This is a genomic window from Bradyrhizobium sp. 160 (genome assembly GCF_023073735.1).
Taxonomy (GTDB): Bacteria; Pseudomonadota; Alphaproteobacteria; order Rhizobiales; family Xanthobacteraceae; genus Bradyrhizobium.
This window is the reverse complement of sequence record NZ_JADPKD010000039.1, coordinates 83,869-101,436: the sequence shown is the minus strand read 5'-3', so window position 1 is coordinate 101,436 and position 17,568 is coordinate 83,869. Positions and strand designations below refer to the sequence as shown.

The 17,568-nt window shown below is 65.6% G+C and carries 19 protein-coding genes, 1 tRNA gene and 2 pseudogenes; 7 read left to right on the top strand and 15 right to left on the bottom strand.

Translation table 11 applies throughout. From position 1 onward, the window contains the following. Window positions 1-193: 193 nt before the first annotated feature. The 4 genes from IVA98_RS17390 to IVA98_RS17375 all read right to left on the bottom strand — a co-directional run bounded on the left by IVA98_RS17390 (window position 194) and on the right by IVA98_RS17375 (window position 4,276). Window positions 194-1,018, bottom strand: coding sequence for an ABC transporter permease (locus tag IVA98_RS17390; RefSeq protein WP_247297994.1), 825 nt, complete (start codon window positions 1,016-1,018; stop codon window positions 194-196). Then, complete coding sequence (locus IVA98_RS17385) at window positions 1,011-1,784, bottom strand: ABC transporter ATP-binding protein (protein WP_247297991.1); 774 nt, start codon at window positions 1,782-1,784, stop codon at window positions 1,011-1,013. Before IVA98_RS17385 ends, IVA98_RS17390 begins: the two co-directional genes overlap by 8 nt. Window positions 1,785-1,866: 82 nt before the next feature. Beyond that, on the bottom strand, window positions 1,867-2,871 hold the full coding sequence (locus IVA98_RS17380) for an ABC transporter substrate-binding protein (RefSeq protein ID WP_247297989.1): 1,005 nt from the start codon (window positions 2,869-2,871) through the stop codon (window positions 1,867-1,869). A gap of 43 nt (window positions 2,872-2,914) precedes the next feature. Then, on the bottom strand, window positions 2,915-4,276 hold the full coding sequence (locus tag IVA98_RS17375; protein WP_247297986.1) for an FAD-dependent oxidoreductase: 1,362 nt from the start codon (window positions 4,274-4,276) through the stop codon (window positions 2,915-2,917). Window positions 4,277-4,321: 45 nt separating this feature from the next. On the opposite strand from IVA98_RS17375, the gene IVA98_RS36975 reads away from it, so the two are divergent. Further along, the gene (locus tag IVA98_RS36975; RefSeq protein WP_256466461.1) at window positions 4,322-4,456 is read left to right on the top strand and encodes a hypothetical protein; all 135 of its coding nucleotides are present in this window, start codon (window positions 4,322-4,324) and stop codon (window positions 4,454-4,456) included. Between the two features lie 4 nt (window positions 4,457-4,460). On the opposite strand, the gene IVA98_RS17370 is transcribed toward IVA98_RS36975, so the two are convergent. Continuing rightward, on the bottom strand, window positions 4,461-5,264 hold the full coding sequence (locus IVA98_RS17370; protein ID WP_247297983.1) for an enoyl-CoA hydratase-related protein: 804 nt from the start codon (window positions 5,262-5,264) through the stop codon (window positions 4,461-4,463). A 153-nt stretch (window positions 5,265-5,417) separates the two neighbouring features. Here IVA98_RS17370 and IVA98_RS17365 point away from each other — a divergent pair, with 153 nt between their 5' ends. Further along, complete coding sequence (locus IVA98_RS17365) at window positions 5,418-6,392, top strand: ketopantoate reductase family protein (RefSeq protein ID WP_247297980.1); 975 nt, start codon at window positions 5,418-5,420, stop codon at window positions 6,390-6,392. 3 nt (window positions 6,393-6,395) lie between these two features. On the opposite strand, the gene IVA98_RS17360 is transcribed toward IVA98_RS17365, so the two are convergent. Next, on the bottom strand, window positions 6,396-7,073 hold the full coding sequence (locus IVA98_RS17360) for an alpha/beta hydrolase family protein (protein ID WP_247297977.1): 678 nt from the start codon (window positions 7,071-7,073) through the stop codon (window positions 6,396-6,398). A 122-nt stretch (window positions 7,074-7,195) separates the two neighbouring features. Here IVA98_RS17360 and IVA98_RS17355 point away from each other — a divergent pair, with 122 nt between their 5' ends. Further along, entirely contained in the window at window positions 7,196-8,341 is a 1,146-nt protein-coding gene (locus IVA98_RS17355; protein WP_247355239.1) for an acyl-CoA dehydrogenase family protein, read from the top strand. A gap of 11 nt (window positions 8,342-8,352) precedes the next feature. Here IVA98_RS17355 and IVA98_RS17350 read toward each other — a convergent pair whose 3' ends face one another. Beyond that, window positions 8,353-9,492 (bottom strand): amidohydrolase/deacetylase family metallohydrolase, encoded by a 1,140-nt coding sequence (locus IVA98_RS17350; protein WP_247333330.1) that lies wholly within the window; start codon window positions 9,490-9,492, stop codon window positions 8,353-8,355. A gap of 126 nt (window positions 9,493-9,618) precedes the next feature. Beyond that, window positions 9,619-9,695: transfer RNA gene (locus IVA98_RS17345), tRNA-Arg, on the bottom strand. 133 nt (window positions 9,696-9,828) lie between these two features. Between IVA98_RS17345 and IVA98_RS17340 the strand changes: the two genes are divergently transcribed. Next, window positions 9,829-10,212 carry a VOC family protein gene (locus IVA98_RS17340; protein WP_247297974.1) on the top strand — a complete coding sequence of 128 codons (384 nt, stop codon included), beginning with the start codon at window positions 9,829-9,831 and terminating at the stop codon, window positions 10,210-10,212. Here IVA98_RS17340 and IVA98_RS17335 read toward each other — a convergent pair. The 5 genes and pseudogenes from IVA98_RS17335 to IVA98_RS17315 all read right to left on the bottom strand — a co-directional run. Next, a complete protein-coding gene (locus IVA98_RS17335; protein ID WP_247297973.1) occupies window positions 10,202-11,158 on the bottom strand; it encodes a tripartite tricarboxylate transporter substrate-binding protein in 957 nt (318 codons plus the stop codon). The genes IVA98_RS17340 and IVA98_RS17335 overlap by 11 nt on opposite strands. Before the next feature lie 47 nt (window positions 11,159-11,205). Then, window positions 11,206-11,577 (bottom strand): dimethylsulfonioproprionate lyase family protein, encoded by a 372-nt coding sequence (locus IVA98_RS17330; RefSeq protein WP_247276341.1) that lies wholly within the window; start codon window positions 11,575-11,577, stop codon window positions 11,206-11,208. Window positions 11,578-11,600: 23 nt separating this feature from the next. After that, window positions 11,601-12,239: an RraA family protein gene (locus tag IVA98_RS17325; RefSeq protein ID WP_247297970.1), complete on the bottom strand. Its 639-nt coding sequence runs from the start codon at window positions 12,237-12,239 to the stop codon at window positions 11,601-11,603. A 35-nt stretch (window positions 12,240-12,274) separates the two neighbouring features. Beyond that, window positions 12,275-13,792 (bottom strand): AMP-binding protein, encoded by a 1,518-nt coding sequence (locus tag IVA98_RS17320; protein ID WP_247297967.1) that lies wholly within the window; start codon window positions 13,790-13,792, stop codon window positions 12,275-12,277. Between the two features lie 126 nt (window positions 13,793-13,918). Next, window positions 13,919-14,238: pseudogene (locus IVA98_RS17315) on the bottom strand (alpha/beta hydrolase); the annotation flags it as partial. A 237-nt stretch (window positions 14,239-14,475) separates the two neighbouring features. Between IVA98_RS17315 and IVA98_RS17310 the strand changes: the two are divergent. Next, window positions 14,476-15,105, top strand: coding sequence for a hypothetical protein (locus IVA98_RS17310; RefSeq protein WP_247297964.1), 630 nt, complete (start codon window positions 14,476-14,478; stop codon window positions 15,103-15,105). Window positions 15,106-15,299: 194 nt separating this feature from the next. Here the strand turns inward: IVA98_RS17310 and IVA98_RS17305 are convergent, their stop codons facing one another. Both IVA98_RS17305 and IVA98_RS17300 read right to left on the bottom strand, forming a co-directional pair. Then, window positions 15,300-15,503, bottom strand: a complete 204-nt coding sequence (locus IVA98_RS17305) for a hypothetical protein (protein ID WP_247276337.1) — start codon at window positions 15,501-15,503, stop codon at window positions 15,300-15,302. Between the two features lie 18 nt (window positions 15,504-15,521). Next, a pseudogene (locus tag IVA98_RS17300) lies at window positions 15,522-16,522 on the bottom strand (2-dehydropantoate 2-reductase). A 163-nt stretch (window positions 16,523-16,685) separates the two neighbouring features. On the opposite strand from IVA98_RS17300, the gene IVA98_RS17295 reads away from it, so the two are divergent. After that, window positions 16,686-17,261, top strand: a complete 576-nt coding sequence (locus IVA98_RS17295) for a YidB family protein (protein WP_247276335.1) — start codon at window positions 16,686-16,688, stop codon at window positions 17,259-17,261. Between the two features lie 28 nt (window positions 17,262-17,289). Further along, window positions 17,290-17,562: a GlsB/YeaQ/YmgE family stress response membrane protein gene (locus IVA98_RS17290; protein ID WP_247276334.1), complete on the top strand. Its 273-nt coding sequence runs from the start codon at window positions 17,290-17,292 to the stop codon at window positions 17,560-17,562. Window positions 17,563-17,568 lie beyond the last annotated feature (6 nt).

Below are 17,568 nucleotides of genomic sequence, written 5' to 3'. Positions count from 1 at the left end.
GATCGAACGGCGACCCAGCTCGGGCGGCCACCCGGGCTGGGCCATTCCTCACGGAACGGCTCAACATAACCGATCAGGCTAATACAAGGGTGGGCAAAGGCGCACTTGCGCCGTGCCCACCATGCTTCCGCGAATGATGAAGACGTGGTGGGCACGCTTCGCTTTGCCCGCCCTACAGCCGTCGTGAATGCCCCTACCGCCAGTGCAGCAGCCTTGTCTCCAGCCAGCCGATCACCTTGCCGACCACGAGGCCAAACACCGACAGGATCACCACACCCGCGAGCAGCTGATCCGTCTGCATCAGATTGCCGGCCTGGAGCACGAACGCGCCGATGCCGTATTGCGCGCCGATCATCTCGGCGCTGACGACGAGCAGCAGCGCGACCGAGGCGGTGATGCGGAAGCCAGCGAGAATCGCGGGCAGCGCGCCAGGCCAGATCACCTTGCGCACGATGGTGGCAAACGGAACGTTGAAGCTCTGCGCCATGCGGATCAAGTTGCGCGGCACCGCGTCGACGCCGCTATAGACCGAGATCGCGGTCGAGAAGAAGACGCCGAGCGCAATGGTCGCGATCTTTGGCTCTTCGCCGATGCCGAGCCAAAGGATCAGGAGCGGCAGCAGCGCAATCTTCGGGATCGGAAACAGCGCCGAGATGAAGGTGATGCCGACGCTGCGCGCGAGCCGCGACAGGCCGATGGCGAACCCGACGGCAACGCCCGCCGCCGTCCCGAGCAGCCAGCCCATGCCGATGCGCAGCAGCGAGGCCGAAACGTGCTGCCAGAGCGCGCCAGAGATCGCGAGCTGATAGATCGCACGTATGATCGCCGACGGCGCCGGCAGGAACAGCGGATTGACGAAGGCCGCGCTGCCGGCGGCCTGCCAGATCGCGATGACGAGCGCGAGCGCGATCCAGCCGCCGAAGCGGCTCGACGCAGGCACGAAGCCCGCACCGCGGAAGCGGACGCGTCGAGTGGCTTGGTCCTTCGAAGCGCCTTCCGCCGGCGCGCGGTCAAGCATGCTGAACCTCGCGTTCGGCGTCGATGGCCTCGTTGCGGATCAGTGACCAGATCTGGTTTTGCAGCGCCAGCAGCTTTTCCCGCGCAGCGGTTTCGCCGCGCTCTGCACGCGTCATCGGCACGGTCACGACCTCGCGAATGCGGCCGGGCCGCCGCGACAGCACCACGATGCGGTCGGCGAGCCGCGCTGCCTCTTCGAGATTATGGGTGACGTAGACCGCGCCCATGCCGCCGTCGGCGAGCAGGCGAACGAAGTCCTCCATCAGGAGTTCGCGGGTTTGCGAATCCAGCGCCGACAGCGGCTCGTCCATCAGCAGGATCGCAGGTTTGACCGCAAGCGCGCGCGAAATGCCGACGCGCTGGCGCATGCCGCCGGAGAGCTGTTTTGGATAGGTCTTGCGAAATTCGGTCAGGCCGGTGCGGCGCAGCGCGTCCTCGACCAGCGCGCGACGCTGCGTTGCTGAAAGCTGCGTGTGCAGCAAGGGGAATTCGACGTTCTCCTCGACCGTCGCCCATGGCAGCAACGCGAAATCCTGAAACACGAAGGTCAGCGGATTAAGGCTGTCCGCCGGCGGCTGGCCGCGCAGCTCGGGCGCCCCCGAGCTCGGCTGCAAGAGGCCGCCGAGGATCGACAGCAGCGTGCTCTTGCCGCAGCCGGAGGGACCGACGATCGCCACGACCTCGCCGGCGCTGACGGTGAACGAGACGTCGTCGAGCACGGCGAGGTCGCCGAAACGATGAGAGATGTGGTTGGCGATCAGATCCATGCGCGCCCGCCGTCTTCACCCTTCCCTGGAGAGGCAGGGGAAGGTGGCAGGTTGCCCGTCACGAGAGTCTGCATCGTCAGCATCAATCCGCCTTCACATAGTCCTTCGCGATGATCGCGTTCGCATCAAAGCCCTTGTCGGCAAAGCCCTGCTCCTGAAGCCATTTGATCTGGTTGTCGACGTTCTTCACATCCAGCTTGCCGTTGGGGTCGATATAGGCACAGTTGCCGACGACCTGCTCGACCGGGAGGTTGGTATACTTGGCAATGATCTCCAAGAGCGGCTTGGTCTGGTCGTTGACCGGCGCAACCCCGTCCTTCATCGCCGCGAGAATGACGTCGTGATATTCGCGATCGGCCCTCGCCAGAGCGGCGAGCAGTTTTGTCACCAGGGCCTTGTTGGTCAGCGTCTTCGGCGAAGCGAACACCGCCCCTAATTGCCAGGGCGTCTCGTCGCCGACCCAGCCCAACAATTTCGCGCCGCCCTCGTCGATCAGCTTTCGCGCCGTCGAGACCGGAAGCAGCGCCGCATCGACAGTCTCGCCCTTCAGCGCAGCCGCGGCATTCGACAGCGATTGCAGCGGCACGATCTTCACGTCCGCGAGCTTGAAGCCATATTTATCGGCGAGCAGCCCGAGCGAGTAATGAAAGCTCGATCCGACCTGCGTCACCGCCACGCGCTTGCCCGCAAGATCCTTCGGCGTCTTGAGGCCGGCGGCATAGGCGTTGTTGCTGGCGAAATAGCCGATCAGGGGATAGCCGGCCTTCTCGCGGCTCATGCCGCCGATCACCTTCAGCGTCCCCTTGCCGGCGAGATTGTAGAGACCGGCGGTGAAGGCGGTGATGCCGAAATCGACGTCGCCCGATGTGGTGGCGACCGCGATCGGCTGCGCCGCGTCGAAGAATTTCAGCTCGACCTCCAAGTCGGCGTCGCGAAAATAGCCCTTGTCCTGCGCAATGAAGACCGGCGCGGAGGACGACAGACGAAGCACGCCGATCTTGGCCTTCAGCGCCTCTTCGGCCCGGGCCGTGCCCGTCGCCATGATCGCCAAAAGCCCCACTAGCGCGAGCCGCGCAATCCCCATCATCCCATTCCTCCAGTGGTTCTCTTGGTCGTTCTCTTGCAGTCCGCTACAGGCCCTCGGGCACCGTCTGGTCCCGCCCGATGAAGGCGCCCTGTCGCTTCAACGCTTCCTGCAATTTTTCAACGGGGATGTCACGTGGCATCCGGTTTCCGGCCAGCGCCAGGGCGGCGGCGGAACCGGCCGCCTCCCCCATCACGAAACACGCACCGGAGACCCGTGCCGCCGACTGGCCCTCATGGGTCATGGAGGCACAGCGGCCGGCGACCAGGAGATTGTCGACCCCCTCAGGCACCAGCATCCGGTACGGCAGCTCGTTATAGCCGCGCGAGTCCGGGATCGGCGGAAAGGTGAAGACCACGTCGCCGGGCACATGGGCCTCGATCGGCCAGCCATTGACGCCGATCGAATCCTCGAACGAAGCGCAGCCGAGCACGTCCGCGCCGCTGAGCTGGTAGCCGCCCTTAATGCGGCGGGTCTCCCGGATGCCGAGCTGCGGCGGCAGGTCGACGATGTAGGACTTTTCGAAGCCCGGCACGGTGCGCAGGAACTCGAACGCGGCGAGCGCCTGCTTGCGGCCCTCGATCTCGCCGCGGGTGAGGTCGTCGGGCTCGACGCCGTTGATGGCGTGGCCGTCCTCGCGCGCGACTTGCGTGAAATTCACCCGCCATTCGATGCCGGACTTTTGCGGCCGCACGATCGCGCTCTTGCGCGGGAATTTGTGCGTGCCGGCGGCAGTGGCCTTCTCCATCAATTGCGGAATGGTTCGCCAGGCCTCCCCTGCCTTCGCGGGATCGATGCCGTTGAGACGCAGCATCATCGAGGGGTACATCGGATGGCCATGTTCGTCGCCGATCTCGAACGGCGCGCCGGCCCACACCGCGAGATCGCCGTCGCCCGAGCAGTCGATGAAGATCTCGGATCGCACCGCCTGCCGGCCCGCCTTGGTCTCGACCATCAGCGCATCGATGCGGCGGTCATCGCCCATCACCACGCCGGCGCCGAGTGCGTGAAAGAGGATGTGCACCTTGTGGCTCGCAAGCAGCTCGTCGGCCGCAATCTTATAGGCGGCGGTGTCATAGGCCTGGGCAAAGACCTTTCCGAGGATCAGGTGCGGCGCATTGAGACCGTTGAGCCGGTCGATCCGCGCCAGCAGCTCCGAGGCCATGCCCTGCACCAAGCGGCGATGCTCGCCATAGACATTGCCGTGCAGGCCGCAGAAATTGGTGACGCCGGCTGCCGTGCCCATGCCGCCGAGAAAGCCGTAGCGCTCGACCAGCAGAGTCTTCCGCCCTGCGCGCGCCGCTGACGCCGCCGCAACGATGCCGGCCGGGCCGCCGCCGAGCACGACGACTTCATATTCGCCATAGAGCGGCACCTGTCGTGCCGGTTCTTCGATCATCGCCCGCATGATGCGTCCTGTTCCCAACTCTTACTTGGGGCCGACTATGGATCAGTGCGCACTGAGCTACAATCCACCAAAAACAAGCCCCCGATCGACGAGCGCAAGACACTCGAAACGCTGCGCCGGATGCGGCAGGACGATGATGCCGTCTATCGCAGCATCAACAACTTCTACCGCGGCTACTGAACGCCTAACCTTTGCCGCTCCGCCAATTCGCCGCCCGCTTCTCGGCAAACGAGGCCAGCCCTTCCGCCGCCTCTGCGCTCTGGCGCTTGACCGAATGCAGATGCACGAGGCGCGTGTAAGCGGCATCGTCCACCGCCATGCCGCCGAACGAGCTCTCCAGCGCGAGCTTTTTGGTTTCGGCCATCGCTTCCGGCCCGTTGGCGAGCAACTGCTCCACCACCTTGCTGCCTGCGGCCTCCAGTTCGGCGAGCGGCACCACCTCGTGAACGAGGCCGATGCGGCGGGCGTCCTCGGCGCCAAAGCGCTCGCCGGTCAGCGCGTAGCGGCGGACTTGCCGTACACTCATGGCGTCGCAGAGCTGCGGGATGATGATGGCGGCGGTCAGGCCCCAGCGCACCTCGGTGATCGAGAACAGGGCGTTGTCCGCGGCGATCACGATGTCGCAGGCCGCGATCACGCCGGTGCCGCCACCGAAGCAGCCACCCTGCACCAGCGCAACCGTTGGAACCGGCAGCGTGTTGAGCCGCTGCACGGCCTCGAAGGTCGCTCGCGAGGCCGCCTTGTTCGCTTCAGTCGATTGCGGCCGCACGCCGTTGATCCATTTGAGGTCGGCGCCAGCCTGGAAATGCTTGCCATTGCCCCGGAGCACGACGATGCGAAGGCTCTGCTTCTTGCCGAGATCGTCCATGGCCGCGAGCACGCCCGCGATCAAGGCGTCGTCATAGGCGTTGTTGACCTCGGGACGGTTCAGGGTGACGGTCGCAACGCCGCGCTCGTCGAGGGTCCACAACACTGGATTGGTGGTCATCGGCGATCCTCCGGTCGATTTGTTTGCCGCGCACTATGGCCGAGGCCGCGCGCTCTGATCCATATCTTTCCGGCGTGGGGCGGCCGCGTCCATCGCATGGCGGCTTGTGTCATGCTGGCACCAGGCGGCAAGAGATCAGGACGGGACATAGACATGCGCATCTGCATTTTCGGCGCGGGCGCCGTCGGCAGCCACATTGCGGTACGGCTGGCACGCGCGGGCTATGAGGTCAGTTGCGTGATGCGGGGGGCGCATCTGGAGGCGGCTCGCGCCGGCGGCCTCAAGCTGCGCGTCGGCGATTCCGAGGTCGGCGCCAAGGTGATCGCGTCCGGCGATCCGGCCCAACTCGGGCCGCAGGACGTCGTGATCTCGACGCTGAAAGCAACCGCGCTTCAGGGACTGGTCTCCAGCATCAAGCCGCTGCTCCAGGACGACACCGCGATCGTGTTCGCGCAGAACGGCATTCCCTGGTGGTACAGCATCGGCCTGCCGCCGCGACACCCCACGCCGCCGGACATTTCGTTTCTCGATCCCGGCGGGCGCTTGCGCGCCTGCATCCCGAAGGAACGCATCGTCGGCGGCGTCGTCTTCTCGTCCAACGAGGTGATCGCGCCCGGCGTGGTGCAGAACCTCACCCCGGACCGCAACCGCCTCTTGATCGGCGAATGCGACGACCGCAATTCCGAGCGCATCACCAGACTGCGCAGTGTCTTCAACGATGCCCGACTGGAATCGCCGCCGGTGGCCGAGATCCGCGAGGCGATCTGGTCAAAGCTCCTGACCAACATGTCGCTGTCGGTGCTGTGCCTGCTCACCGGCCAGACCGCGCGCGGAGTGCGCGACGATCCCGCCTTCACTGAAGTCATCCCGCGCATGCTGAACGAGGCCAACGACATCGCCCAGCACTTCATCCCCGAGGTCAAGCGCGTGACCCGCAGCGGCCCCGCCCCCAATCACAAGCCATCGCTGCTCCAGGATTACGAGCTCGGTCGCGCCATGGAGATCGACGTGCTGGTGAAGGCGCCGGCCGCCTTCGCGCGCGCCGCCGGCCTATCGACGCCGGCCCTCGACCTGATCGCCGCGCTGGCGATCCAGAAGGCGCGCGACAAGGGGCTCTATGCGGCGTGACCTTCAGGCAAGCCCATCGATCCAAGCCGCCAGCGTGTCGAGCACCTCTGTCAGCACCTCGTCATTGCTGCGGCCGGACTTTTTCAGGACCGCGAAGGAATGATCGCCGCCCTCGGTCTCATGCAGCGTCGCCTTCGCCCCGAGCCGCGCGACGACAGGCCTGAGATGGCCGAGATCGGCAAGCCCGTCGCGCGTCCCTTGCAGGAACAGCATCGGGATTGCGATGCCGGCGAGATGCTCGGCCCGATCGACCGACGGCTTTTTGTCGGCATGCAGGGGAAAGCCGAGGAAGGCGAGCCCTTTGACGTGAGGCAATGGGGCCTTGGACTGCGCCTGCGAGGTCATCCGCCCGCCGAACGACTTCCCGCCGGCCACGAGCTTCAGTCCCGGGCATAGCCGCGCCGCCTCCAGGGCCGCCGCGCGGATCGCGGCGTGGGCGACCGCCGGTGGATCGGGACGCCCCTGCTTCTTCTCCATGTACGGGAAATTGAAGCGAAGCGTCGCGATGCCGCGCTCAGCGAGACCTTGTGCGACCTTCTCCATGAACGCATGCCGCATATCGGCGCCTGCGCCGTGCGCCAGCACGTAGCAGGCGCGCGCCTCGGCCGGCTGCGTCAGGATCGCCGAGACTGTGCCGACGCGCTCGATGTCGAGCTTGAGCTCTTGAGTTTTGGCAGCCAAGATCAGACACCCTGATGCATTTCTGGCCGCCTTGGTAGCGTCACTGGCGCAGCCTGAAAACACAATAATTGCCGCGCCCTGCCGGCCTACCAAGCCGGACAGCCGCATTGACCGAGGTAACCATGTCCTACCGCTCCTCCTGGATGACCGAAGAGCTCGAAATCTTCCGCGACCAGTTCCGGAAATATCTCGCCAAGGACCTGGCGCCGCATGCCGAAAAATGGCGCGAGCAGAAGATGGTCGACCGCTTCGCCTGGCGCGGGCTCGGCGAGATGGGGGCGCTGCTGGCGAGCGTGCCGGAGGAATATGGCGGGCTGGGTGCCACCTTCGCTTACGACGCGGCGGTGCTGGACGATCTCGAAAGCACGGTGCCGGAGCTGACGACAGGCGTCTCCGTGCACAGCGCCATCGTCGCGCACTATATCCTCAATTATGGCTCGGAGGAGCAGAAGAAGCGCTGGCTGCCGAAGATGGCCTCGGGCGAGATGGTCGGCGCCAGCGCCATGACCGAGCCCGGCACCGGCTCGGATTTGCAGGCCGTGAAGACCACGGCGAAGAAGCAGGGCAATTCCTACGTCATTAACGGCCAGAAGACGTTCATCACCAACGGCCAGGCCGCCGACCTCGTTATCGTGGTCGCGCGTACCGGCGAGGCGGGCGCGAAAGGCATCTCGCTGATCGTGGTCGAGACTGCTGGCACTGAAGGCTATCGGCGCGGGCGCAACCTCGACAAGATCGGCCTGCACGCCTCCGACACCTCGGAGCTGTTCTTCGACAATGTCACCGTGCCGCCGGACAACCTGCTCGGCAACGAGGAAGGCCAGGGCTTTGTCCAGTTGATGCAGCAATTGCCGCAGGAGCGCCTCGCGCTCGCGGTCGGCGCCGTCGCCGCGATGGAGCGTGCGATCAAGCTCACCACCGACTACACCAAGGAGCGGAAAGCCTTCGGCAAACCGCTGATGGAATTCCAGAACACCGCGTTCAAGCTCGCCGAGCGCAAGACCGAGGCGATGATCGCGCGCGTCTTCGTCGACTGGTGCATCGAGCGCCTGATCGCCAAAGACCTCGACACGGTCACGGCGTCGATGGCGAAATATTGGTGCTCGGAGAAGCAGGTCGAGACCGCCGACGAATGCCTGCAGCTGTTCGGTGGCTACGGCTACATGCAGGAATACCCGATCTCACGCATCTTCATCGATTCCCGCATCCAGAAGATCTACGGCGGCACCAACGAGATCATGAAGCTGTTGATTGCAAGGTCGCTGTAGTCGCGTCCTGCTCAATTCGGATGCCACCAGCGGCCGCCGATGACGACACCGTCGGAGACGATCTTGCGATCGCCGATCAGGTGCTCGCCGACGACGTCCTCGTAATCGAACTGGCCCTGCTTGACCGAGATCAGCGTGGCGTCGCCGACGCTGCCCGGTTTGAGGCTGCCGAGCTCCGGGCGCCGCAGCGCCATCGCCGCATTCACCGTCGAGGCCGCAATCACATCCGGTAGCTCCATGCCCATGCACAGGAATTTCGACATGGTCGTGACCTGATCATAGGCGGGGCCGTCGATGCACAGCATGTGGATGTCGGACGAGATCGTGTCCGGATAGAAGCCGTTGGCGAGCATCGCGCGCGCGGTCTTGAACGCGAACGAGCCCTTGCCATGGCCGATGTCGAACAGCACGCCGCGCTCGCGTGCATCCAGCACCGCCTTCTTCACCGTGCCCTGCGCGGTCGCGGGCGTGTTGGGGAAGGGGCGGAACGCGTGGGTGAGCACGTCGCCGGGGCGCAGGCGGGCCAGCACCTCCTCGTAGCTCGGCGGTGGATGGTCGATATGCGCCATTAGGGGCATGCCGACCTCCTCGGCAACCTCGAGCGCGATGTCGAGCGGCACGGTTCCGGACGTGCCCGAGGAGTGCAGGCCCACGCGCACCTTGATGCCGACGATGAGATCGCGATTGGCATCGGCGACCTTGGCCGCATCGATCGGATTCATCAGCCGCAGCTCCTCGCTCTCGCCGACCATGATCCGGTGCGAGAAACCGAATATGCCGGCATGCGAGACGTGGAGATAAGCGAGAATGCGGACCTGGCTCGGCTCGATCACATGCTTGCGAAAGCCTGCGAAATTGCCCGGTCCGGCGCTGCCGGTATCCACCGCCGTGGTGACGCCGGAGCGGCGGCAGAATTCCTCGGCATCGATGCCGAGCGAGGTGCCGCCCCAATAGACATGGGTGTGCAGATCGATCAGCCCCGGCGTCACGATGTAGCGTGACGCGTCACGGACCTCGGTGCCCGGATCCGCCTTGAGCCCGTTGCCGACCGCCGCCACCTTGCCGCCGGCAAAAGCGACGTCGGTCACGGCGTCGAGCTTCTGGGACGGATCGACCACACGGCCGCCGCGCAGGATCAAGTCGAAAGGCATCGTCGTCTCCGGAAGTGCTGTAGGGTGTGGCGGGCACGTCGGCCGGACCAGCAAGGAAGGAAGCCGTTTGCTTCTAGCAATTTTTGCGCCGATCGGCGTAGCAAACCGTAACGGTGGCCCTGAAAATGGCGATCCCGGGAAGACTCGAACTTCCGACCTACGGTTTAGGAAACCGCCGCTCTATCCGGCTGAGCTACGGGACCGCGGAACCCGGAGTTGCGGGTTCGGCCCCCTCATAGCAGAGCAGGATGCCGTTCGCCAGCCGCAAGGCGGGTCATCGCCAAGCCGAGCGAGGAGGCTGTACAATCGCGTCTGGATTGACGTGCGGAGCATCCCATGATCGAAAGCATCAGCGCCATCACCCTCGGCACGCACGACATGGCGCGCGCCGTTCACTTCTATCATTCTCTGGGATTCGAGCTCCTCCACGGTGGCGAAGCCGCGGCATTTACCAGCTTTCGCGCCGGGACCGGCTATCTCAACCTGACCGCGCAGCCCGACGACAAGCGCTGGTCCTGGTGGGGCCGCGTCATCTTCTATGTCGCCGATGTCGACGCGACCTACGAGCGCGCTCGCGCCGCCGGATGGCAGCCCTCGACCACGCCGCGCGATGCGGAATGGGGCGAACGTTATTTCCATCTTACCGACCCCGATGGCCATGAGCTCAGTTTCGCGCGGCCGCTCCGCGGAGTTCGAAGAGGCCGGATAGCTACGCCCTGATATTGTTGTCCTTTACCACCTTGCCCCAATAAGCGACCTGCTTGTCGAAGAAGCCCTTGAACGCGGCGCCGTCCTCGAGCAGCAGCGTCATGTGCTGGGTGTCCTTGAGCTGGGCGGCGGTCGCGGGCTCACTCAGGATCTCCTTGGAGGCCGTCGCCATGGCCGAAACGATGTCCGGCGGCGTGCCGGCGGGCGCGAAGATGCCCCACCAGGCGAGCGTCTCGAAGTCCGGAAAGCCCGCCTCGATCGCGGTCTGCGTGTCGGGCAACGCCGGCAGCCGCTCGCGGCCAAGCTGCAGGATCGGTCGCAGCATGTTGGTGCCGAGCTGGGCTGCGACCAGCGCCGCCGATCCTGCAATCAGATCGACATGGCCCCCGAGCACGTCGTTCATCGCCGGGCCGCCGCCGCGATAGGGTACGTGCATGATCTCGACACCGGCCTTGCTGCCGAGCACGGTCATGGCGAGATGGCCGAGCGTGCCGATGCCGACCGAGGCATATTTCACCGCGCCGGGCGTCGCCTTGCAGGCCGCCACCACGTCCGCGAAGCTCTTGTAGGGACGGCCGGCGCCGGCCGCGATCACGTAAGGCGCGGTGCCGATCAGCAGGACCGGCATCAGCTCACGCTCGACATCCACCGGCGGCTTGTCGAGGATGGATGGAATCACCGCATGGGAATCGAACGTCACCAGAAATGTCGAGCCGTCCGCCGGGCTCTTGGCCACCTGCGCCGCGCCGAGCGCGCCAGCGGCGCCCGACTTGTTCTCGACCACGACGATGCGGCCAAGCCTGGTTTGCAGATTGGACTGCAACAGCCGCGCCATCGCGTCGGTCGATCCGCCCGGCGGAAACGGCACCACGAGCGTGATCTTGCTCCCTTGCGCCGCCGCCGGCGCCATTGCGAGGATGGCCGGCGCAGCCAGGAGCGTACGTCGCGTGATGGTCATGGTCCCTCCCTTTGATCCCCCGCGCTTTGCTTTTTCTTTTGAGCGCTTCAGGTCGTCCCGAAACCGGATCCCGGTTTCCTGTATTCTGGCCTTGGTGGACTAAAGATGTCCAGCACGCGGGCGCCGTCGGGGCCGGCGCGCATGGTGTGGGGCACGTTGCCGGGCGTGCGCCAGAAATCGCCCTTCTTGACCGGGATTTCCTCATCGCCCTGGACGCGGATGGCGGAGCCGTCGAGCAGCACGCCCCATTGCTCCTCGGGATGATGGTGCAGCGTGCCCTGCGCGTGGGGCGCGAGCGTCACCACCGACAGCATCGCCTGCTCGCCGGAGAAGATGCGCGTGGTCACCCCAGCCGCGAGCTCGCGAAACAGCCCGTCGCTGGGATCATCGATATTGTGGAATTCATTCTTCTGGCTCATGCCATCCTCTTGTCGCCGCCTGATCAGGACTTGCCGTAGGAGCCCTGGTAGCGCCCCTCGCGAATCGCCTTCAGCGTCTCCTCCTCGCGCGCGACCTGGACGCGCACCGCCTCCAGCAGAGCCGCGGCGCCCGCGGCGGGAAACGACACCACGCCGTCCTCGTCGCCGACGACGATGTCGCCGGGCGCAATCACGCTGCCGCCGATCGTGACCGGCACGTTGATCTCGCCGGGGCCGTTCTTGTAGGGGCCGCGATGGATCACCGCGCGGGCGTAGCAGGGAAAGTCGTCGGCGGCGAACGCCGCAACGTCGCGGATCGCGCCGTCGATGACATAGCCTTCGGCTTTGCGCCATTGCGCGATGTTCTTCATGATCTCGCCGACCAGGGCTCGCGTCTCGTCGCCGCCGCCATCGACCACGATGACGTCGCCGGGGCCGACCAGCTCCAGCGCGCGGTGGATGGCGAGATTGTCGCCGGGACGGGTGCGCACCGTGAAGGCCGCTCCCACCAGCTTGCCGCCGCGATGATAGGGCCTTAACCCCACTGCGCCCGGCAGCCGGGCCAGATTGTCTGAGATCACCGAGGTCGGCGCGTCGCCGAAACCTGCGATGATGCTCGCCGGAGGCTTCGGCACGCTGCTCGCTGCGATGGTGATCGTCATGTCGGTCCTTCCGTGTTCTTGTCCGTGTTTTTGTCTTATTCGGCGTGCGCCCGCGCCTTCGCCGGCCAAATCCGGAAGGCGCGCCCCTCCTTCATCCACGCCGCGCGCTCGTCGCGCAACAGGGTGCGGCGGACTTTGCCGGAATCATCGCGCGGCGGCGCGTTGACGATCTCGAAACTCTCCGGGTGCTTGTAGCGGCTGAGCTTGTCCTTCAGGAAATCGGCGACGCCATCAGCGACGGCCTGACCGTCGGCATCGGGCTCCGGCTCGATGATGGCGTGGACGCGCTGGCCCAATTCCGGATCGGGCAATCCCACCACGACGCAGGAACGCACGCCGGGACAGGCGGAGACGGCGGCCTCGACCTCGGCCGGATAGATGTTGGCGCCGCCGCGCAGGATCATGTCGGCAAGACGGTCACCGAGATAGAGATAGCCTTCCGCATCCAGCCGGCCGATATCGCCAAGCGATTCCCAGCCGTCGGCACGGCGCTTCGGCTCGGCGCCGAGATAGTGATAGGTCGCGTCCGTGCCGTCATTGTTGAGGAAATAGATCTCGCCGGTCTCGCCAAGCGCGACATCGTTGCCGTCCTCGCCGATGATGCGAAGCTTCGCCATGTCGCCGATCTTGCCGACCGAACCCTTGTGCGTCAGCCATTCCGTACCGGAGATGATGCAGGCGCCCTGGCGCTCGGTGCCGCCATAGAGCTCCCAGATCCGCTCGGGCCCGAGCCAGGCGATCCAGTTCTCCTTCAGCCAGGGCGGCATCGGAGCTGCCATATGGAAAACCGTCTGAAGACTCGATACATCGTAGGCGTTGCGCACGGTCTCCGGCAGCGCCCAGATCCGGTGCATCATGGTAGGCACGAAATTGACCCATTGCACGCGCTCGCGTTCGATCTGCCGCAGCGTCTCCTCAGCGTCGAACTTGACGAGGCCGGTGAGCTTGCCGCCGGCGAACAGCGCGTAATGCGACACGATGAACGGCGCATTGTGATACAGCGGGCCGGGATTGAGCAGTGAGACCCCGAAGGGGATATGAAGCGGCGGCGCAGCGATGGTGTCGGTCACTGCCGGATGATGGTCGAGGATCACCTTGGGACGGCCGGTCGAGCCGCCTGAGGTCATGGCCTTCCAGTAGCGCGCCACCGGCGGGTTGAGCGGCTCGTCCGAAAAACCTTGCGGCACGAAATCAGCCGGGAGACGGTTCGGCGCGTTCCAATCGGCCTCGCCGCCGACCACCAGCGCCGGCTTGAGGATGTCGAGCACCGCGGCGGCTTCGCCGCGCGGCAGCCGCCACGACAGCGAGGTCGGCGTTGCCCCGCACTTCCACACCGCAAAGGATGTCTCGAAGAACGCGTTGCTGTTGGGTAATCCGATCGCGACGAAGTCACCGGGCTTGACGCCCTTGGCCATGAACGCCCGCGCGCGCCGGCTGGCGCCACGCTCGAGCTCGTCCCATGTCAGTGTCTCCTGCCCATGACGGACGGCGATCGTGCCGTGCGGTTTGCGCTCAGCGTACCAGCGCGGCACGTCGGACAGGGGCAGCAGCATCAGGCGTTTCCACTTCGTCTTCTTGGCGCCGCCTCACGATGAGGCGCTCACAGCGCGAAGTGTAACAGCCAAAGCCTAGCCTTCAAGTCGCAAGCCTTCGAGGCACAAGCCTTCAAGGCATGCGCATCAGCGCTCCGCGCCGCAGCCCGCACTGTCGAACAGCGCCGCGAGCCCGCATCGCGAGGTCAGCATCTTGTCGCCGTCATGGCCGACGCCGGGAACGTCCCCAGATCCTGTGATTGGGCGTGCGGTGATTGCGCTTGGCCATCGCCTCCGCATAGGCATGGCCGCGTCGGTTGCGCGTGGCGCCTTGCGCCTTCGCCATGCAGCTCTTGTCGAGCGCGAGATGCTCCGGACTGGCGTCGAGGGTGCCGAGCAGATAGATCACCTCGCGCTCGACATAGCGCTGTTCGAGCGCGGCCGGCGCCACGTTCGCACCAGGGCGGTTGCGACGATACCTGCCAGCGCTCGCATAACGGACATTCTCCTTCGAATTCAGACCAATAAAAGTTTAAGCGCATCACCTGCCGCGCGGCTGTGACTCCCGCGCCACGTCAAGCAAAAAATGTCAGCAGCCCAGCCATGAAATTCCCGGGTTCCATGGGTGACAAGCCGGCGATAAAGAGGCAAAAATCCGGCTCGACTCAGGTGGGGTTGAGTCGGGCAAGGAATGCTCTCGTAAAATGTCGGTCGTAGTTGCATCGCGTCGTGCGGCGCCGCTTCTCGTTACCGCAGCAGGATTATTTCTGCTGACGCTGCCGCATGCCCAGGCGCAATGGTGGAAGCGCGCGCCGGTCGACTTCGAGCAATGCGCCGACGCCGCCGAGAAATCCCCGACCAAGGCCGAGAAGACGGCCGCGCTCGCCGATTGCAACGCCAAGTTCGCGGGGCGCCGCAAGGCAGGCGGCGGCTATTCCTATTACGACTTCCTCCAGGATCGCACCTTCGACATCGCCGGGCCGAATCCGACCCCCGAGGAGCAGAAGAAGATCGACGAAGCCTACACCGCCTATCTCGCCAGTCAGCGCCGCAGCAATGAAGCGGCCCAAGCCACCGCGCGACAGCAGCGCGAGCAGCAGGAACAACAGGTCCAGCAGCTCCAGCAGATCGCACTGCGAACCGAGGTCGAACGCGTACGCGTGCCCGTCCCGGTTGAGCGGCCGAAAGTGCAGCAGACTGTCGGCCCGAAGCCGAAGGGCGCGCCCTGCACCAAGGGCTCTTTCTCCTGCGAGTGGCCGCGCCTGTCGGAAAGCTTGAACGATTTGAAGAAGTTGTTCAATCCAACGCAGAGCAAGCCGGCGAAGAAGGGTTAGCTGGCCGCTCCCAACTCCGCTGTCGTCCCGGACAACCTTAAGCGCAGATCCGAGACCCATCGCCGCAGGGAGGAGTTGTCGCACGCAGTCGGCAACCACGAGTCTTCGCCACACCCAATCCTGTGATTATGGGTCGGGGATTGGCGCGCGCTTTGGGCGCGCCCTTGTCCCGGACGGCGGCGCAGAGCGTGGCGTCAGTTCGCGTGCTTCTTCTTAGTGCGCTTGGGTTTGATTGCGGGCGCCGCTGCCGTTGGCGGAGCGCTCAACGCCTTGCGGCTCTCCTGCAATCGCGCGTCATAGCCCGGAGAGTTCACGACCGTCGGCGGCCTTGCATCAGCGAACGTGGATGCGCCGCAGAGCGCAGCCAGCGCGAGCCCGATCATCAAACAACGCTTCATCGCACTGCTCCTTCGCGCTCACGCTAATCCGCGAATCTGCCGTGGCGTCAGCCCGGGTGGGCCCTTGCCCACGACTTCGGCTTCCTTGATCAACGCAACAATGCGGCGCATCAGCGGCACGCCGATATTGTTCTGTTCGGCCAGCGCGATGACCGCACCCTGAAGATAGTCGATCTCGGTCTTGCGCCCCTGCTTCAGGTCCTGCCACATCGAGGAACGCGCCTCTGGGTCGATCTTCATCGTGCGGCCCAGGATCGCATTGAAGATTACATCTGGCAGCCTCAGCAAGGTCGGCGTCCATCCCATTGGGATCGGCGTTGCCGAAACCGGCGCGATGCCGGCGGCCTTCAGCGCGGCGAGGCCCTCGGCCATCTGGTCCGCGAACAGCCTTCGCCAGTCGCGGCTCGCCAATTGAGCGGCGAGCGGCATGTCGGATAGCGCGCTGAGTGCGTTGTTCAGATTGATGATCAGCTTGCCCCATTGCACGCCGGTGATGTCGCGGCTCGCGCGCATGGTGAGCCCCGGAACCGAGAGCGCCGCTGCCGTGTTCTCCGCATCCTCTCCGACATGAATATCGCCGGACGTCGAACGGTGGAAACGGCCCTCACCCATCGCGATCACGTTGAACGGCACCATGCCGGCGAGCACGCGCCGGCCGCCGAGACGCTCGCCTAGCACCGCGACATTGCCGATGCCGTTCTGAAGCGAGACCACGACGGCGGCGCATGCTGCGCGATCTGCTCCGCGACATCGGCGGTGTCGGCGCTCTTCACCGTCACCAGCACGATGCCGGCGCTGTGGAAGATCGAAGGGTCCTCCGACAAAGCGAGCTGGCCAGCACCGAGCTTGTTCTCGGAGCCGTCATGGTCCGTCAGCCGCAGGCCGAAGCGTTCGATCTCGCTCTTCACCCGCGGCCGCACCAGCAGCGCGACGCGGCGGCCCGCGGCCGCCAGCATGCCGCCGACGAAACAGCCGATAGCGCCGGCGCCGGCCACCACGATCGGTCGATCCGTAAGCACTGATCTGGCTCCCTGAATGACCGGCCTTCGATAGCAGAGGCGAAGCCGGCTGCCCATCGCGTCGCAGCCGCCTTGTAACCGTCATGACTGCCCCATATGTTCTCGCCCCGGGGGCCTGTCAGCGGCGAGCGCTCGCCGAACGAGACGCCAAAGGGAGAGCACGATGGGTCTACTCGACGTCCTCAACGGCATGCAGAACGGCCCGCGCGGCCCCAGCACGCCCAGCTCCGAGCAATCCTCCGGCGGCATGTCGCCGATGACCATGGCGCTGCTCGGCCTGCTCGCCTGGAAAGCCTTCAAGCATATCACCGCAAACCAATCTGGCACGGCCCCGCAACCGTCGCCGACGCCTGCGCCGCCGCCGGTGAACACCGCAGACAGCGGCGGGCTTGGCGGTCTCGGAGGCTTGCTGAAGGGCGGCCTTGGCGGCCTGCTAGCGGGCGGCGCGGCCGGCACCGTGCTGAGCGGCGGGCTTGGCGATCTCCTCAACCAGCTCCAGCAGAGCGGCCATGGCGACGCCGCAAATTCCTGGGTCGGCAAGGGCGAGAACAAGCCGATTGCACCGGGCGATCTCGCCAGCGCGCTCGGCGCCGACCAGATCGACAGCCTGTCCGCCCAGAGCGGCCTGTCGCGCGAGGAGCTGCTCTCCGGCCTCAGCCAGTATCTGCCGCAGGTGGTCGACCATCTGACGCCGGACGGAAGGCTGCCGACCGAGGACGAGCTCTCGGGCCGCATCTGATTGTCGTCAAAGAGAGGGGAGCACTGTCATGAGCATGGGCGGCCTGTTGTGGATCATCCTCGTCGGCTTCGTTGCCGGCCTCATCGCGCGCTGGCTCGCGCCGGGGCCGAACAATCCGAGCGGCTTCATCCTCACCACCATCCTCGGCATCGCCGGCGCGTTTCTCGCGACCTTCGTCGGCCAGGCCATCGGCCATTACAGCCCCGACCAGGGCGCCGGCTTCATCATGGCCACGATCGGCGCCGTGGTGGTGCTGTTCATCTGGCACCGCCTGGTGGCCAGCGGCGTGATCAAGGGGTAATCGCCG

What these genes read in the sequence shown, in the direction of transcription:
- IVA98_RS17390 (WP_247297994.1), bottom strand. Translation starts at nt 1,018, where the DNA reads ATGCTTGACCGCGCGCCGGCGGAAGGCGCTTCGAAGGACCAAGCCACT.
- IVA98_RS17385 (WP_247297991.1), bottom strand. Translation starts at nt 1,784, where the DNA reads ATGGATCTGATCGCCAACCACATCTCTCATCGTTTCGGCGACCTCGCC.
- IVA98_RS17380 (WP_247297989.1), bottom strand. Translation starts at nt 2,871, where the DNA reads ATGATGGGGATTGCGCGGCTCGCGCTAGTGGGGCTTTTGGCGATCATG.
- IVA98_RS17375 (WP_247297986.1), bottom strand. Translation starts at nt 4,276, where the DNA reads ATGCGGGCGATGATCGAAGAACCGGCACGACAGGTGCCGCTCTATGGC.
- IVA98_RS17370 (WP_247297983.1), bottom strand. Translation starts at nt 5,264, where the DNA reads ATGACCACCAATCCAGTGTTGTGGACCCTCGACGAGCGCGGCGTTGCG.
- IVA98_RS17365 (WP_247297980.1), top strand. Translation starts at nt 5,418, where the DNA reads ATGCGCATCTGCATTTTCGGCGCGGGCGCCGTCGGCAGCCACATTGCG.
- IVA98_RS17355 (WP_247355239.1), top strand. Translation starts at nt 7,196, where the DNA reads ATGTCCTACCGCTCCTCCTGGATGACCGAAGAGCTCGAAATCTTCCGC.
- IVA98_RS17350 (WP_247333330.1), bottom strand. Translation starts at nt 9,492, where the DNA reads ATGCCTTTCGACTTGATCCTGCGCGGCGGCCGTGTGGTCGATCCGTCC.
- IVA98_RS17340 (WP_247297974.1), top strand. Translation starts at nt 9,829, where the DNA reads ATGATCGAAAGCATCAGCGCCATCACCCTCGGCACGCACGACATGGCG.
- IVA98_RS17335 (WP_247297973.1), bottom strand. Translation starts at nt 11,158, where the DNA reads ATGACCATCACGCGACGTACGCTCCTGGCTGCGCCGGCCATCCTCGCA.
- IVA98_RS17330 (WP_247276341.1), bottom strand. Translation starts at nt 11,577, where the DNA reads ATGAGCCAGAAGAATGAATTCCACAATATCGATGATCCCAGCGACGGG.
- IVA98_RS17325 (WP_247297970.1), bottom strand. Translation starts at nt 12,239, where the DNA reads ATGACGATCACCATCGCAGCGAGCAGCGTGCCGAAGCCTCCGGCGAGC.
- IVA98_RS17320 (WP_247297967.1), bottom strand. Translation starts at nt 13,792, where the DNA reads ATGCTGCTGCCCCTGTCCGACGTGCCGCGCTGGTACGCTGAGCGCAAA.
- IVA98_RS17310 (WP_247297964.1), top strand. Translation starts at nt 14,476, where the DNA reads ATGTCGGTCGTAGTTGCATCGCGTCGTGCGGCGCCGCTTCTCGTTACC.
- IVA98_RS17305 (WP_247276337.1), bottom strand. Translation starts at nt 15,503, where the DNA reads ATGAAGCGTTGTTTGATGATCGGGCTCGCGCTGGCTGCGCTCTGCGGC.
- IVA98_RS17295 (WP_247276335.1), top strand. Translation starts at nt 16,686, where the DNA reads ATGGGTCTACTCGACGTCCTCAACGGCATGCAGAACGGCCCGCGCGGC.
- IVA98_RS17290 (WP_247276334.1), top strand. Translation starts at nt 17,290, where the DNA reads ATGAGCATGGGCGGCCTGTTGTGGATCATCCTCGTCGGCTTCGTTGCC.